Raw genomic sequence first — 15,686 nt, forward strand, 5'->3', positions numbered from 1 at the left:
CTTACCAATCGTCAATCTTTCGTTAAGGAGGTGATCCAGCCGCAGGTTCCCCTACGGCTACCTTGTTACGACTTCACCCCAGTCATCTGCCACACCGTGGTAAGCGTCCCCCCTAAGGTTAGACTACCTACTTCTGGTGCAACAAACTCCCATGGTGTGACGGGCGGTGTGTACAAGGCCCGGGAACGTATTCACCGCGGCATTCTGATCCGCGATTACTAGCGATTCCGACTTCATGGAGTCGAGTTGCAGACTCCAATCCGGACTACGATCGGCTTTTTGAGATTAGCATCCTCTCGCGAGGTAGCAACCCTTTGTACCGACCATTGTAGCACGTGTGTAGCCCTGGTCGTAAGGGCCATGATGACTTGACGTCGTCCCCGCCTTCCTCCAGTTTGTCACTGGCAGTATCCTTAAAGTTCCCGGCTTAACCCGCTGGCAAATAAGGAAAAGGGTTGCGCTCGTTGCGGGACTTAACCCAACATCTCACGACACGAGCTGACGACAGCCATGCAGCACCTGTATGTAAGTTCCCGAAGGCACCAATCCATCTCTGGAAAGTTCTTACTATGTCAAGACCAGGTAAGGTTCTTCGCGTTGCATCGAATTAAACCACATGCTCCACCGCTTGTGCGGGCCCCCGTCAATTCATTTGAGTTTTAGTCTTGCGACCGTACTCCCCAGGCGGTCTACTTATCGCGTTAGCTGCGCCACTAAAGCCTCAAAGGCCCCAACGGCTAGTAGACATCGTTTACGGCATGGACTACCAGGGTATCTAATCCTGTTTGCTCCCCATGCTTTCGCACCTCAGTGTCAGTATTAGGCCAGATGGCTGCCTTCGCCATCGGTATTCCTCCAGATCTCTACGCATTTCACCGCTACACCTGGAATTCTACCATCCTCTCCCATACTCTAGCCAACCAGTATCGAATGCAATTCCCAAGTTAAGCTCGGGGATTTCACATTTGACTTAATTGGCCACCTACGCGCGCTTTACGCCCAGTAAATCCGATTAACGCTTGCACCCTCTGTATTACCGCGGCTGCTGGCACAGAGTTAGCCGGTGCTTATTCTGCGAGTAACGTCCACTATCCAAGAGTATTAATCTCGGTAGCCTCCTCCTCGCTTAAAGTGCTTTACAACCAAAAGGCCTTCTTCACACACGCGGCATGGCTGGATCAGGGTTCCCCCCATTGTCCAATATTCCCCACTGCTGCCTCCCGTAGGAGTCTGGGCCGTGTCTCAGTCCCAGTGTGGCGGATCATCCTCTCAGACCCGCTACAGATCGTCGCCTTGGTAGGCCTTTACCCCACCAACTAGCTAATCCGACTTAGGCTCATCTATTAGCGCAAGGCCCGAAGGTCCCCTGCTTTCTCCCGTAGGACGTATGCGGTATTAGCATCCCTTTCGAGATGTTGTCCCCCACTAATAGGCAGATTCCTAAGCATTACTCACCCGTCCGCCGCTAGGTCAGGTAGCAAGCTACCTTTCCCCGCTCGACTTGCATGTGTTAAGCCTGCCGCCAGCGTTCAATCTGAGCCATGATCAAACTCTTCAGTTTAATACTATGTAGCACCTTAAAGGGTGCCAATCTTGGCTCATCAATTTTCTGACAAATATTTCTCAAATAAACTTCGAGTAATTTCTACCATCAATCAATGAAAATAATTTCGATCGATCAACCAGTAAAAATCCACACAAGTTGTTCTTCATAATCTCTTAATGATCTTCTTGCTGATTCGTCATCAGCAAGCTAGGTCGGCTATATTACACTAGATATTCTTAGTGTCAACTAGCAATGAAAACTATTTTTAAACTTTCTTTCTAAAACCCAACTCAATCAAACTTAACTAAGTCACTGTTTTATAAGAAGTTTTAATCTTCATCACCGCCGATGGATGTGCATTCTACAGGATTCCCGACCCAATACAACCCCTATTCTTAAATAATTCAGCAAAAATATCACGACTGTTTATTTATTCTACAAAAATCGCACTTTTCTTCATTTCTTGAGCAGTAAAGGGACTGAATTGGATAAATGACTTAATCTTTTTTCTGTTTTATTCTGTTCCTGAAAGCGTAAAGGCCGACAATCTATGTATTCACAATAGCCCCCTTCCCCACTTTCGGTTTCTTCATTTATTTTCACTTGATAACTAAAACTTCCTACATAGCCCGCTGCCAGGCCAAATTTAAAATCTCCACGACTTTGCCCTTGTACCCAGATACAAGTACCGTCTGCATTTTCATAACACCATTCAAATTCGCGCGGCAAATACATACTCTGCCCATTAGGTGTCGTGACACACGGATAAACACGATGAACTTTAAAATAAACTTTTCGATCGAACATTTGGGTCCACATGTTTTTTAAATCACGGAGATATATCCGCGACTGAACAATACGATTAAAACCATCCCGAATCTGCGCCAACAACAGTTGCCTGTTTTCACTGAGATTAATAATTTGATAAGTCAGGAAGGCCAAAGGTAGATAAGGAAAGTTAAAACTCCGCGCGTATTCAAAGCTTCCAAGACCATCGATCGTATATTGCTGCGCTTTATAGTTCACCGTTCCCTGACAATGACATAGCAAAGACCAGTGATCTGCCAAGGAAAACCGCATTTGGGTAAAATGAGAAATCAGTTGAGTGGTTTGAATATTTAAATCAAAACTGAGTTCCGAGTCAGAACGCTGCAAACGAAAATTTGGAAAACTTCCGCTCAATTGCTCACGATCCAGAAACTGAAAGAGACCTGATCTAAAATGACAGTCCTGCTTGACCGAATAGTGATGCAATTGTCCCACCATATGTGGGCTCGAACTGCAAATCACGGTGGCGGTGTCTAAGGCTGTGGTTTCGATTGCACTCGGGTTTGCCAGCATGGGTGCATTGGGTTGCCCGATAATACTCAGAAAGTTTAAATAATAGAGGGGTGCCGGAAGCCCGGGGATCATCAAACCCTGATGAATAATTTTATATTTTGAGGTGGGGCCATGATAGGCGGGATGGCGCGAAACAGTAGGAGTCTGATTCAGCTGTTTCGAACGATCTAAAAAATCTTGAAGAAACCGCATCTCAGACTCCTTATCTTTTTATAATGTACTCGATCTTTTTGCCATAAAGGTGGTTACAAAACCAGACAAGGCATAGAGAATAGAAATGACCAGAATGCCGACAGGAATATTATAAGTCATCGCTGCAAAGACGAATACGGCAATTGGTAGGACAAAAAATGGAACCCGTTTACGCTCTACAGTTTTAAATGAATAGTATTTGATATTGGAAATCATCAACAAGCCTACCGCAATGATGACCACTGCATTAATGACCTGAAGAGAAGGTTCACGAATATCAAAGATTTCTGGAAAATCCAGACCGACCCAGACCAGTGACACAATCATGATGGCAGCCAGAGGACTTGCGACACCAATAAAATAACGTTTATCGACCACACCAATCTGTACATTAAAACGTGCCAGACGGAAAGCAGCACATGCGGTATAGACAAAACAGGCTGCCAGACCAATACGGCCCAAATCACTTAAGCCCCAGCTATACATCAAAATAGCGGGAGCTACACCAAAAGCCAGCATGTCAGAAAGCGAGTCAAACTGTTCACCAAACGGACTTTGTGCACCAATGGCACGTGCCACACGGCCATCTAGTCCATCCAGCAATGCCGCAATAAAGATCGCATAAATCGCTTGTTGAAAATCACCATTCATACTGGCAATAATCGAGTAGAAACCTGACAACAACGCTGCTGTTGTAATCAGGTTCGGCCATAGATAGATGCCTCGACGCTTAACTTTTTGCCCTTCCTGAGTATGCTCCTCTTCTTCTACCTCAAAGGTGATGCCATCAAAAGGCACTTCAGTTGAAGAGTCGCGTTCCGGTTTGCTTATATTTGTCATTCTTGACGATCCTAGCTATGACCTGATCTTTGAAAAAAATTATTCGCCCACTAACCAGCGAACTGCAGCGTGACCACCATTTTCACTCATGCGAAGATGCGGGAATAACCACTGTAGCGCTTCATCTGCATCTTCAGAGAATTTCCAAGGCGGGTTAATCACCAGCAAACCACAACCGTTCAAGCCGACAGGGGTATCATCCGGCCATACACAAACTTCACACACCAGTTGACGGCGGATACCAGTCTTGAACATTTTCTTCTCGAAGCGTTCGATCATGGCACGGTCTTTAATTGGATACCAAACGGCAAATACACCTGTCGGCCATTTCTTATACGCGGCAACCAGCAGCTCAACCAACTGCGGAAAATCTTTACGTTCCAGTTCATATGGCGGATCGATCATCACCAGACCACGTTTTTCTTTTGGCGGAATGACTGCCAACAGACCTTCGTATGCATCACGCTCATGCAAACCGGCACGCTTGTCAAAAATATTATGACGAAGTTGCTGGAATACATCACGCTGCATTTCAAAAATGGTCGCTTTATCAATTTCACGCATGCCTTCTAGCGCAAACCACGGCGAACCCGGATAAGCACCCTTACCAAAGTTTTCACGCATGTTTTCAACAATTTTCAAGTATTGTTGTACGCCTTCAGGTGCATTACGCTTGATCGAATCATCCAGCTTAATAAGACGATGAATACCGTTTAAAAACTCACCTGATTTTTGCGCTTCGGCAGTCGATAAATCATATTTACCTGCACCACCATGCGTATCTACATAGCGATAAGGTTTGTCTTTCGCATTCAGTCGAGTCAACAACTGAAGCAATAAAACGTGCTTCATGACATCAGCAAAGTTGCCTGCGTGGTAAGAGTGACGGTAATTCATGTTTCAATTATTCCTAAGATCAATTGCTATTTTAACATGAAAAACTATTTCATTCAGAAACGATTATTGAACTAAAATAGCGGACCTTTTTTTACCACACTATCGAGAATTGAAAAAATGGAAGCAGTTATCATCCCAGGGGATTGGAATGTTGATCAAATCTTAGATGATTTAGATCAACATGGCTTTAGTATTGTTGACAATGCTTACTCTAGCGAATATCAACATGCAGTGAGCCAAGAATGCTTAAGCCACTTAAACGAATTTCGTAATGCAGCCATTCAAAATGGTGTAGTTAACAACATCCGTAGTGATCATATTCTTTGGTTACAACCTGAATTTCAAATTTCCCACCTACACATCCAAACACTTCAACAATTTTCCCAAATTTTAAACCGCGCGTTTTATTTAGGCATCAAAGATATCGAAGCACATTTCGCTTGCTATCACGCGGGTGAGTTCTATACCCTGCACCGCGACAATCCTCAAGATAAAAATGGCCGGATGATTTCCAGTGTGTATTATTTACATGGACAATGGCAGACGGACTGGGGCGGTGAACTACGCCTGCAGGACAAACATGGCCAGTGGCATATTATCCAGCCAAAACCGAACCGAATGGCGCTGTTCCAGAGCGATTTATTACATGAAGTTTTAATCTCTAAACAGCAACGCCTATCCATTACCGCCTGGCTAAGAAGTGATACCTCACTACTCTAAGACACGCTGCCGCTTTAAATTTTAATTTTTAACCTCATATAGCCATTATTGAGAAATGAGGATTGCGTTGATGCGATTAACGACCAAACAGATTATTCAACGTCTGGGTGAAACTGACCAATTGTATTTAAAAGGCAATACGCCGGAATTAACGCTTGAACGTGCTGATCTTCGTTTACAGCTGGTGACTTTAAGTGAACTGCGTCAGGAACAGCGACATTTCCTGCAAGAAGCCGTAGTGTTGCTGGAACAAGGCCGGGTAGAATTTGAAGAAATGCCGCTGCGCATGTATATCAACCTATCTTTGCATCTGGCCAAGGCTTATATGATGTTTTTTGAATTGACCAAAGAGCACCATTTCGCCCTGATTACTCAGCAAATTTTAAAGCCAATGGCCAGTTATGAACATGGGGACATTTATTTCTTTCTGGCCTATGCCAGTGCCAGTAAAAATGAGCCGGCCCTGACCCGCCACTGGTTAGGTAAGTACACCACCACTGCCGAATTTGAGCTGGAATTATTACAGCAGCATCATGCATTTAATGATTATCGTCAGCACGAATGGTTTAACAAAATATTAAAAAGCAAAATGCATTAAGCCAAAGAACAAAAACGCCTCAAATGAGGCGTTTTTTAATACAAGCTATATCATCTTATTTTAAATATCAGAAAAATATAGGAAAAATGATCAAGCAGGTTGACGTCTATAAGCGTCCATGTGCAGTTGCTGATTCAGTTCATCGACCCAAATTGCCCAATCATCATCTTGTACCAAATGGCTAATCAATAAAGAACGCTGGGCTTTATTCCAGAATGGCGCATCATGCAAGGACAGCCCTGCTGGCAGTTGATGGGTGCGTACATACAATTCAATAGCCGCAGGACTATTGGCGAGACCGAGCTGAGAAAACAAGAGCTCTAAGGATGGTTGGTTCTTTGCGAGCATCGCGCCCTCCTTATATCAGATAAATTGTAATTATTTATAGATCTAACTTATAAGATAAGGCAAAAAAAACCTAGTCATTTGACTAGGTTTGTTGTTTCTTTTTGTATGAATGCATTTAAGCGCTTTGCTTGTCGCTTTCCACATGTAACAGCTGATTTAACTTGTCAATAATGACAATCCATTCATCATCTTGGTGCCAGTGTTCACGCAAGAAGGCACTTTGCCCCTCACTCCAGAATTCGGCATCTGGCAATGCGACTTCAGATGGTAATTGATGGGTATCGGTAAACTGAGTAATTGAGGCTTCATCAGAAGGCAAACCCAATTGTTCAAATAATAATTCTAAAGTTAACTGTTGTTCCGTAAGCATAAATAGACTCCATCGTAGTGTTAAATTATGAGCGTGTTGAGATTCGAATTCTTAGGTTGATTTATGGCCGGGTATGTCACAGGAACCTGAACCCTCTGCCTCAATATGTAATTGTTCATTCAATACATCAACAAAAATGGCCCAGTCATCATCTTTCTTCCAGTGACTGATCAGAAAGTCATGCTGTGATTTACTCCAAAAAGGAGCTTTATGCAGGGGCACATCCATACCGATTTGATGCGTATTAATAAACTCATCAATCGCTTCCGGACTCGAATCCAGACCCAATTGTTCAAAGAAAAGTTCGAAGGTGGCGCGTTGTTCTAACATCTGAACCTCCATCTTTTTATCTATAATCTTGTTTCTACCTTAGATCGCTCATAGCGAAAACTCAGTTGTCTCTCCTTCACAGCTTGTTATTTTTTGTTGATTAAAGTGAGTGACATAAAAAAAGCACCCCAAATGGAGTGCTTTTCTTCAACTTAATCTAAGAAGATCAAATTATTTAAGCATATCAGCAATTGCTGCGCGCTCTTCTTCAAGTTCGTTCAACGTAACGTTGATACGTTCACGGCTGAATTCGTCGATTTCAAGACCTTGAACGATTTTGTATTCACCGTTTTCAGTCGTTACAGGGAAACCGAACATTACGCCTTCAGGGATACCGTAAGAACCGTCAGAAGGGATACCCATTGTTACCCATTCGCCGTTTGTGCCAAGAGCCCAATCGCGCATATGGTCGATTGCAGCATTAGCAGCAGAAGCAGCAGAAGACAAACCACGTGCTTCGATGATCGCAGCACCACGTTTACCAACAGTCGGAAGGAATGTATTTGCATTCCATTCTTGGTCGTTGATCATGTCTTTAACGCTTTCGCCGTTAATTGTTGCAAAACGGTAGTCAGCATACATAGTTGGAGAGTGGTTACCCCAAACTGTAAGATTTTTGATGTCTTTAACCGCTTTACCAGTTTTAGCAGCAATTTGAGATGCAGCACGGTTGTGGTCAAGACGTAACATTGCAGTGAAGTTTTTCGCTGGAAGATCTGGAGCAGATTTCATTGCGATGTAAGCATTCGTGTTTGCAGGGTTACCAACAACTAGAACTTTAACGTCACGGCTTGCAACTTCGTTCAATGCTTGACCTTGACCAATGAAGATTTCACCGTTCACTTTAAGCAGGTCAGCACGTTCCATACCTGGACCACGTGGACGTGAACCAACTAATAACGCATAGTCAGCATCTTTAAATGCAACTTTAGGATCATCAGTACCGATCATGTCTTCTAGTAATGGGAATGCGCAATCTTGAAGCTCCATCATTACGCCTTTAAGCGCTTGTTGAGCTTTCTCAAAAGGAACTTCGAGCAATTGCAAAATCACTGGTTGATCTTTACCTAGCATTTCGCCGCTTGCGATACGGAATAATAGGCTGTAACCAATTTGACCTGCAGCGCCAGTAACGGCAACACGAACTGCTTGCTTCATCTAATTATCTCCAATTGAGGATATTCAATGCGATTAAATAGTTAGTATTTAATCTAATAATCGTAAACGCGAAAGATTGTACTCCAATCCTTTGCCAGATGCATATAAAAGAGGACGGATTTCACCTAAAGTCTGATAGGAAATATAAATTAAATCGGCAAAAAAGCTCAGTATGTTCCTTTTATTGTGACAGTTTTTGGGCATGTATTAATAATGTTGGCAGGACAGGATTTGTAATTACCATTGGGACGATAACAGACCTTGATCGAGGTAAGTACGCTAGCTGACTGGGTCTGCTGGCAGTTGAATCGCAAGCCATTGCCCGGTAATTGCGGATTAATTTTCAGGAATTTGGCCCGCAATGTATCGACAGAAATCGTAATATTTTCCTGTTCTGTCAGTTCTGCGGGCACTTTCAGGCGATCTGCATAATTGATAATCGTGCGGAAATATTGACTGGCATTCATCGGCACGCAGCCACCGATATTACGCCATAAAATTGTCCGGGTATTGTCATCCGGCATGATCCTGGCCACTACCTTGGACTGCAGTGGTGACAGTTTCGCAGAGCTATTGGTCGTGCAATTTTGTGATGTGGTCTGAGGATATAAGCCGGAGATATTCAGCGAATAACCTTCCAGACATTTTCGTTTCTTGGCATATTCTGGATACAGACTACATAGGGCCGGGACCATTTGTACATCCATGACATAGTCTGTCGGCGCAGCAAACGCTGCCGGACTGCTGGCCAAAACCACAAGCGTAACCGATCCAGCCCAGACTCGACGATCCTTCATTATTTTCATGAATAAATCACCATCCCCCAATAATTTTAATTTTATTGTGTATTACGTAATGGTATCAGTTGCATGCGTTTACCCACTGACTGTGCCCCCTGTCCTAACAAGATACCGTAATGCGTGGCATTGGTCATGACATGTTTCACATAATCTCGGGTTTCAAGTAAAGGAATACTTTCAGTATATTGATCTGCGGCAATCCCCTGAAATTCTGGCTGCCAGCGGCGGGCACGGTTTGGGCCAGCATTATAACCTGCCGTTGCCAGCACCGGACTATCGCTGAGCTGACGCTGAATCGTAGATAAATAGAATGTTCCGTAGCGAATATTGGTATTCATATCGGTGAGTGCCGCCGGGTTATAAGCTTCACCCATTTGACGTGCCACCAGCTTGGCCGTGTCCGGCATAATCTGCATCAGACCACCCGCACCTACATGTGAACGTGCCACAGTATTGAAACGGCTTTCCTGACGCATCAACCCGTAGGCCCAGGCTGGATCTATGCCGGCATTACGACTATGGCTGACCACGTAATTCTGATGTGGCATTGGAAAACGATAATTGTAGTTATGTTTGTTCGCGGTACGGTCGGCAGCATAAATGGCCCGATCATGCCAACCCATGTCCATGGCACGCTTTGCCGCAGCCAGCAACAGGTCATCATCTTTCTTCAGATAAGCCTGACGTACTGCCCAGTTCCATTCACGGTTAATGTAGTTCTCTGGGGCGCTGATATTACGTAAAGTGAAAGCACGGCGGAAATGAATATCCTGATTCAAGCGCTGCATAGCCTGATTGGATGGCTGTGCCGGGGTTGGTGTACTCGCGGTCACCTGCCCCAGCTTGTCGCGTGCCAAAAGATTGTGATAGTCATCTCCGGTCGCCAGCTTACGATAAATACTTTCTGCTGCCTGCTTGGAAGCACGGTCAGCACGTTGTTCACTAGCACGAGCCAGCCAATATTGCCAGCGATCTTCCTGCTTCTGGTTGACGCTCATGCTGTCAATCGCACGAATCAGGCTTTCCCAGGCACTAAAACGAATCGCCTGACGCGCATAAATCTCGGCTTCTTCCGGGCTAAATGGCAGACCATAGCTGGCATCTAGCGCATTTAACACTTCCCGGTTGAAGTTGTTTTTCATGACTGTGGTACCACCGATATAACCGACAGCACGATATAAGGCGCGTTGTACCTGTACTGGTGTACCTTCCGCGGTCCGCTTGACGATAGACAAAGCTGAGTCCAAATCGCTATCGGCCAGACGTCCCAGCGCATAAATCAGATAGGCATGCTCTGCCGCAGTACTTTTAGGCGCAGACCACAAATAATTAGTGGGATTGGCCTGAATCGAATTCAGTTGTGCCAGAGACAGATTTAGACCAATGCCTTGCGCTGTCGCAATGGCCTGACCTGACTGTCCGGCACGAAGTTGTCCCCAGAGTCGCTGCTGACGGTCTTCTGCCGTCATAAGTGGACTGGATAGCATCATCCGGCCCAAACCGGTACAAGATTCAGGCTGGCTATTGGTAGTTAACCAGACTTCTTTAAACTCGGCATAGACCAGTTCATCGCCAGCTTTGGCGCGCACTTGTGCCACTGCACAGGCTTCGGCAGGATCAGCATTGGTTACATAAGGCAATACCGGTTGAGCAGTACTAAAGTCTGCCATTTTTACCTTTTCTTCGACATAGTCTGCTGCCAGCTTTTCAGCCATGGCGGATTGAGGGTAACGCTGGGCAAAACTGATAATCTGACTAACAGGCTGCATGGCAAGATTCTGGTTTAAAATCCAGTATTCCGGATAATAGCCCAAGGCATCATTCTGCATAGACAGACGATATTGCTGTAACAGTTCAGTATTACTTGCATTGGCTGCACGCAAGGCATCATTAAATTGTTCTTCTGCTGCCTGTGTACTCGCTGAACAGATACATGCCACACTTAAAGTAATTAATTTATAGTATTTATACATAGTTTTAGTGTGTTTCAACATCCCTTTGCCTTCTATCATCGATTTTGTGCTTAGCCCATGTTGCATATCATAAGAGCTAGTTTGAAGATTATAACCAACTCTATTGTTCAGTTATGTAACCTTATGATTAAGCAATATTAATCTACAGACAATTTTTGCCCATAAATCAATATTTTTCCACAGTTAATTTGAGCTATAAGTTTAAGCGACTTTCCTGCTAAAATATGCGCCTTTCCAAGATTTCAGTCCGTGAATTGAATTTTTATTCACCTGTTTGATGTATCAATCAGGCTGTTCGTTCACTCTTTCAACGTATTACCTTGTAGGAGCCTACATGACGGTTCAAACCTTCATTCCGAATGGTGCCTCAGCTGCCTCAGAAAACACTGTTACCCAGCCAGCGCACACCCCAGTTAGCGATGCCTCAGTCAAAAAACTGTACATCGAAACGCAAGGGTGTCAGATGAATGAGTACGACAGTCACCGTATGGCAGACCTGTTAGGCGATTCTCATGGCTATGTGCTGACCACCGATCCTAAAGATGCCGATATTCTGCTGATGAATACCTGCTCGATCCGTGAAAAAGCCCAAGAGAAAGTATTCTCCGAGCTAGGCCGCTGGCGCAAACTTAAAGATAAAAATCCTGACCTGATTATTGGTGTTGGTGGCTGTGTAGCGTCTCAGGAAGGCGATAACATCCAGAAACGTGCCAATTATGTTGATATGATTTTTGGCCCACAAACCCTGCACCGTTTGCCGCAAATGCTGGATCAGCATTTTGAACAGATTGAAAAGCCGAAAAAAGAAAAAATCAAACTGGTGGATATTTCCTTCCCGGACATCGAGAAATTCGACTTCCTGCCTGAACCGCGTGTTGAAGGCTATAAAGCCTTTGTTTCGATTATGGAAGGCTGTTCTAAATACTGTTCTTTCTGTGTGGTGCCTTATACGCGTGGTGAAGAAGTGTCCCGTCCACTGGATGATGTCCTCGCAGAAATTGCGGGTTTGGCAGAAAAAGGCGTGCGTGAAATTTCACTTTTGGGTCAGAACGTAAATGGCTACCGTGGTGAAACTTTTGAAGGCAATATCTGTACCTTTGCCGATCTGTTACGTTTGGTTGCGGATATTCCGGGTATTGGCCGGATTCGTTATACCACCTCGCATCCACTGGAATTTAATGACGACCTGATCCAGTGTTATCGCGACCTACCACAAATGGTTTCACATCTGCATCTGCCGGTACAAAGCGGTTCCAATGATGTCCTTCAGGCTATGAAGCGTAACCACACCATTGATGTTTACATCGAGAAGATTAAAAAGTTACGTGCAGTTCGCCCTGATATGCACCTATCTTCAGACTTTATCATTGGTTTCCCGGGTGAAACTGACGAAAACTTTGAAGAGACTTATCAGTTTATTCAGGATCTGGATTTCGACCATTCTTATAGTTTCATCTATTCAAAACGTCCGGGTACGCCTGCGGCAGAACTGGAAGATACGATTTCTGAAGATGTGAAAAAAGAACGTCTAGCCAAAGTTCAGCAATGGATTAAGCGTTCAAGCATTGACAAGACGGATGCCATGCTCGGGACTATCCAGCGTGTACTCATCGAAAAAGTTTCTGATAAAGATCCGAACATTCTGGTTGGTACGGCGGACAATACCCGTTATGTTAACTTTATTGGTGACCCTGCCTGGGTAGGCCGCTTTGCCGAGATTGAAATTACCGAAATTAAAACTTTGAATTTAGTTTACGGTGAGCTCTTGAATCTTGAGCCTGACGTGGCGTAATGTAGAGCATATAACGCACACTTCATAAGGAACACTCTTGACTGCAGCGATTCGACGTACAGTAGCTTTTCCTGGAATTTCGATGGACCGTATACAAGCCATGTTAGGTGCCTATAACGGCCATTTGAAGCAAATTGAACAACGTTTAGACGTCAAAATCTCCCATCGTGGAGAAAGTTTTATTATTGATGGTGGAATCGATGCCGTTGAGAGAGCCGAAATGCTCTTGCAACGTCTTCATGAAGAATCTGAACATAGTCAGCAGATTAGTGCAGATACTTTACATCTGATGATTCAGGGCAGCCAGACTGACCGTGAACTTCAGCAAGATCTGGATGATCAGGAACATACGGGGCTGGACAATGTCTGGCTGCAAACCCGTAAAGGCCGGATCAACCCGCGTGGTGCCAACCAGAAACGCTATGTACAGCGCATTCTGCAAAGTGATATTTCTTTTGGTATTGGCCCTGCCGGTACAGGTAAAACCTATCTTGCCGTTGCAGCTGCAGTGGATATGCTGGAGCGCAATGAAATCCAGCGTATCTTGCTGGTTCGTCCTGCGGTTGAAGCCGGCGAAAAACTCGGTTTCCTGCCGGGAGATTTAACCCAGAAAATCGATCCTTATTTACGTCCCTTGTATGACGCGCTGTATGAAATGCTTGGCTTTGAAAAAGTGGCCAAGCTGATCGAACGTCAGGTGATTGAAGTGGCTCCGCTTGCTTATATGCGTGGCCGTACCTTGAATCATTCTTTCGTGATTCTAGATGAAGCGCAGAACACCACCCCAGAACAGATGAAGATGTTCCTGACCCGTTTAGGTTTTGGCTCACGAGCGGTGATTACCGGTGACGTGACTCAGGTAGATTTACCACGTGGTCAGCAATCCGGTCTGTCACATGCCTTACGTGTGATTGACAAAATTCCTGAAATTCATATCACCCGTTTCCATTCGCGTGATGTGGTACGTCATCAGCTGGTACAGAAAATTGTTGAAGCCTACGAAGGCTGGGACAGTGAACAGCAGCGTTTAAGTGCTGAAGCACGTGCCGAACGAAAAGCACGTCAGGAAGCCTTGATCGCTGAAAATGATGCTGCGGCAGATGCACAGCATTAAGCTTTAAACTTAAGGATTTGTGTTGAAACTTAGTCTTTCCTTACAACAGGACTTTCAGTCGCCTGAACTGGTACTGAAACGTGCCTATATTAAAAAGGTTGTAGAAACCACTTTACGTCATATCGGCACTCAGAGTAATTGCGAAATCGGAATTGCCTGTGTCGACAATGACGAAAGTCATAAACTGAATCTGGAATATCGAGGCAAGGACAAACCGACCAATGTCCTGTCTTTTCCGAGTGAACTTCCAGATGAAATGGCACAGTTTCTGGATGCATTTCCCATTGGTGATCTGGTGATCTGTATTCCGGTGGTATTACGTGAAGCGAGTGAACAGGGCAAAGCGCCTTTGACTCACTTTACCCATATGCTGGTTCATGGCACCTTGCACTTAATGGGCTATGATCATGAAAATTCAGATGAAGATGCAGAAGAAATGGAAGGCATTGAGATCGAGATTCTGGCCAAGCTGGGTTTTGAAAATCCTTATCTGGAACAGAACTAAAATTTGAATATTAAAAAAAGCGGGCCAAGGCTCGCTTTTTTTTAATGAAAGTTGCCCTCCCTCTAACTCCCTCCCAGAGGGAGGGAGAACATTCATTAGAATCCTATGATTGTTAAACATTATAGATATAGTTCCCTCTCCTTATTAGGAGTGGGTTAGGGAGAGGTCTTGGTAAATATCAACTTTAACGCACTTCAAACTCCGCTTCTGCCGGGTCAAAACGCCAGGTACGAATCACTCGCAGTTCGGAAATTTCTTTCATTTTACTGTCGAAAGCACCAAATGGCGCTGCCTTACGCACGGAAGCTTTGGCTGCTTCATCCAGCATGGCATGTCCCGAACTGTCAATCAGTCGAATGGCACGAATCCCGCCATTCTGGTTCAGGATCACCATCAGCCGCACTTCCCCTGCCAGATTCTGTTGTTTTGCTGCTTCCGGATAATAACGGTTACCATAAAATTCTACTTTTTCACGGAACTTTTCCAGATATGCGGCCGAAACATCCTGCTTGGACTGAATACCATCCACAGTCTTAATTTTTTGCTGACGACTGAAATTTTGCTGACGCTGTAAATATTGCGCTTCCAGACTGGCGACCATGGCCGCTTTGGCCTGAAACTGGCTCTGTAATTGCTCCTGCATTTTTTTACGCTGATTTTCTTCCGCCTGCTTTTGCCAGCTCAAGGTGGTCATCAGGACTTTTTCTTCAAAACTGAGTTCCTGTTGTTGTTGCAGCATATCCAGACTTTTTTCCAGCTCTTCACCTGCCTGCTGTTCCATTAATGGCGAGGGCATATCACTCGACATGCGATGCGCCTCTCTAAACTGACCGGAACCCTGCTGGTCCGTTTGGGCCAGAAAATCAGCATGCTCAATTTTTTCATCAGTCTGGCGCAAGCTGACCGCGATTTCTTTGGTACTGGTATCCCGATCTTGCGGCATACCAAATTCCAGGGTCAGCACGATCAAATGCAGAATACCTGCGGCAAGCACCGCACTGCTAAACACTGGATCTTTCCACCAAATTCTGACTAGAGGCATGAGTATCATCGTTTTTTCACATTCGCCCAAACTCAATAATGAGTTCAGTTCCCCAAAAAAAAGTATTTGAAAGATTAAAAATAAACGGATTCGTCATTTATCTTTTTAAAATGCCAAATC

At 44.7% G+C, this 15,686-nt stretch carries 15 protein-coding genes and 1 rRNA gene; 5 read left to right on the plus strand and 11 right to left on the minus strand.

Going from position 1 to position 15,686, the window contains the following annotated elements:
* Positions 1–23: 23 nt before the first annotated feature.
* The 4 genes from F894_RS12900 to F894_RS12915 form a co-directional block, all read right to left on the minus strand.
* Positions 24–1,561 (minus strand): 16S ribosomal RNA (locus tag F894_RS12900).
* Between the two features lie 441 nt (positions 1,562–2,002).
* Positions 2,003–3,079, minus strand: coding sequence for a DUF6670 family protein (locus tag F894_RS12905; protein WP_005248162.1), 1,077 nt, complete (start codon positions 3,077–3,079; stop codon positions 2,003–2,005).
* Between the two features lie 18 nt (positions 3,080–3,097).
* Complete coding sequence (pssA, locus tag F894_RS12910) at positions 3,098–3,919, minus strand: CDP-diacylglycerol--serine O-phosphatidyltransferase (protein WP_005108642.1); 822 nt, start codon at positions 3,917–3,919, stop codon at positions 3,098–3,100.
* A gap of 39 nt (positions 3,920–3,958) precedes the next feature.
* Entirely contained in the window at positions 3,959–4,816 is an 858-nt protein-coding gene (locus F894_RS12915) for a 23S rRNA (adenine(2030)-N(6))-methyltransferase RlmJ (protein WP_004281423.1), read from the minus strand.
* Positions 4,817–4,933: 117 nt separating this feature from the next.
* On the opposite strand from F894_RS12915, the gene F894_RS12920 reads away from it, so the two are divergent.
* Both F894_RS12920 and F894_RS12925 read left to right on the plus strand, forming a co-directional pair.
* Positions 4,934–5,536, plus strand: a complete 603-nt coding sequence (locus F894_RS12920; RefSeq protein ID WP_005248164.1) for a 2OG-Fe(II) oxygenase — start codon at positions 4,934–4,936, stop codon at positions 5,534–5,536.
* A 70-nt stretch (positions 5,537–5,606) separates the two neighbouring features.
* Positions 5,607–6,134, plus strand: a complete 528-nt coding sequence (locus F894_RS12925) for a hypothetical protein (RefSeq protein WP_004281425.1) — start codon at positions 5,607–5,609, stop codon at positions 6,132–6,134.
* 90 nt (positions 6,135–6,224) lie between these two features.
* Here the strand turns inward: F894_RS12925 and F894_RS12930 are convergent, their stop codons facing one another.
* The 6 genes from F894_RS12930 to F894_RS12955 form a co-directional block, all read right to left on the minus strand.
* Positions 6,225–6,482, minus strand: a complete 258-nt coding sequence (locus F894_RS12930) for a DUF2789 family protein (protein WP_004645106.1) — start codon at positions 6,480–6,482, stop codon at positions 6,225–6,227.
* Between the two features lie 115 nt (positions 6,483–6,597).
* Positions 6,598–6,852, minus strand: a complete 255-nt coding sequence (locus F894_RS12935) for a DUF2789 family protein (protein WP_005108635.1) — start codon at positions 6,850–6,852, stop codon at positions 6,598–6,600.
* A 51-nt stretch (positions 6,853–6,903) separates the two neighbouring features.
* Entirely contained in the window at positions 6,904–7,182 is a 279-nt protein-coding gene (locus F894_RS12940; RefSeq protein WP_004281428.1) for a DUF2789 family protein, read from the minus strand.
* A gap of 171 nt (positions 7,183–7,353) precedes the next feature.
* Positions 7,354–8,340: a malate dehydrogenase gene (locus F894_RS12945; protein WP_004281429.1), complete on the minus strand. Its 987-nt coding sequence runs from the start codon at positions 8,338–8,340 to the stop codon at positions 7,354–7,356.
* A gap of 167 nt (positions 8,341–8,507) precedes the next feature.
* Positions 8,508–9,146, minus strand: coding sequence for a ribonuclease T2 family protein (locus tag F894_RS12950; RefSeq protein ID WP_005248167.1), 639 nt, complete (start codon positions 9,144–9,146; stop codon positions 8,508–8,510).
* 32 nt (positions 9,147–9,178) lie between these two features.
* A complete protein-coding gene (locus F894_RS12955; RefSeq protein WP_171065046.1) occupies positions 9,179–11,113 on the minus strand; it encodes a lytic transglycosylase domain-containing protein in 1,935 nt (644 codons plus the stop codon).
* 334 nt (positions 11,114–11,447) lie between these two features.
* On the opposite strand from F894_RS12955, the gene miaB reads away from it, so the two are divergent.
* From miaB to ybeY, 3 genes are read left to right on the plus strand one after another with little or no spacing between them, the layout of a single operon-like run.
* Complete coding sequence (gene miaB / locus F894_RS12960) at positions 11,448–12,905, plus strand: tRNA (N6-isopentenyl adenosine(37)-C2)-methylthiotransferase MiaB (protein WP_005248171.1); 1,458 nt, start codon at positions 11,448–11,450, stop codon at positions 12,903–12,905.
* 37 nt (positions 12,906–12,942) lie between these two features.
* A complete protein-coding gene (locus tag F894_RS12965; protein ID WP_004281434.1) occupies positions 12,943–14,019 on the plus strand; it encodes a PhoH family protein in 1,077 nt (358 codons plus the stop codon).
* A gap of 22 nt (positions 14,020–14,041) precedes the next feature.
* Positions 14,042–14,524 (plus strand): rRNA maturation RNase YbeY, encoded by a 483-nt coding sequence (ybeY, locus tag F894_RS12970; RefSeq protein ID WP_005248173.1) that lies wholly within the window; start codon positions 14,042–14,044, stop codon positions 14,522–14,524.
* Between the two features lie 184 nt (positions 14,525–14,708).
* Here the strand turns inward: ybeY and F894_RS12975 are convergent, their stop codons facing one another.
* A complete protein-coding gene (locus F894_RS12975; RefSeq protein ID WP_005248175.1) occupies positions 14,709–15,566 on the minus strand; it encodes an energy transducer TonB in 858 nt (285 codons plus the stop codon).
* Between the last annotated feature and the right edge of the window lie 120 nt (positions 15,567–15,686).

It is taken from the genome of Acinetobacter sp. CIP 51.11 (genome assembly GCF_000369665.1).
GTDB classification, from domain to species: Bacteria; Pseudomonadota; Gammaproteobacteria; order Pseudomonadales; family Moraxellaceae; genus Acinetobacter; species Acinetobacter lwoffii_S.

Bases quoted from the DNA above. Each gene is read 5' to 3' on its own strand.
- F894_RS12940 (WP_004281428.1), bottom strand. From the start codon at position 7,182: ATGTTAGAACAACGCGCCACCTTCGAACTTTTCTTTGAACAATTGGGT.
- F894_RS12920 (WP_005248164.1), top strand. From the start codon at position 4,934: ATGGAAGCAGTTATCATCCCAGGGGATTGGAATGTTGATCAAATCTTA.
- F894_RS12930 (WP_004645106.1), bottom strand. From the start codon at position 6,482: ATGCTCGCAAAGAACCAACCATCCTTAGAGCTCTTGTTTTCTCAGCTC.
- F894_RS12975 (WP_005248175.1), bottom strand. From the start codon at position 15,566: ATGCCTCTAGTCAGAATTTGGTGGAAAGATCCAGTGTTTAGCAGTGCG.
- pssA (WP_005108642.1), bottom strand. From the start codon at position 3,919: ATGACAAATATAAGCAAACCGGAACGCGACTCTTCAACTGAAGTGCCT.
- F894_RS12950 (WP_005248167.1), bottom strand. From the start codon at position 9,146: ATGAAAATAATGAAGGATCGTCGAGTCTGGGCTGGATCGGTTACGCTT.
- F894_RS12905 (WP_005248162.1), bottom strand. From the start codon at position 3,079: ATGCGGTTTCTTCAAGATTTTTTAGATCGTTCGAAACAGCTGAATCAG.
- F894_RS12935 (WP_005108635.1), bottom strand. From the start codon at position 6,852: ATGCTTACGGAACAACAGTTAACTTTAGAATTATTATTTGAACAATTG.
- F894_RS12915 (WP_004281423.1), bottom strand. From the start codon at position 4,816: ATGAATTACCGTCACTCTTACCACGCAGGCAACTTTGCTGATGTCATG.
- miaB (WP_005248171.1), top strand. From the start codon at position 11,448: ATGACGGTTCAAACCTTCATTCCGAATGGTGCCTCAGCTGCCTCAGAA.
- F894_RS12925 (WP_004281425.1), top strand. From the start codon at position 5,607: ATGCGATTAACGACCAAACAGATTATTCAACGTCTGGGTGAAACTGAC.
- F894_RS12955 (WP_171065046.1), bottom strand. From the start codon at position 11,113: ATGTATAAATACTATAAATTAATTACTTTAAGTGTGGCATGTATCTGT.
- F894_RS12945 (WP_004281429.1), bottom strand. From the start codon at position 8,340: ATGAAGCAAGCAGTTCGTGTTGCCGTTACTGGCGCTGCAGGTCAAATT.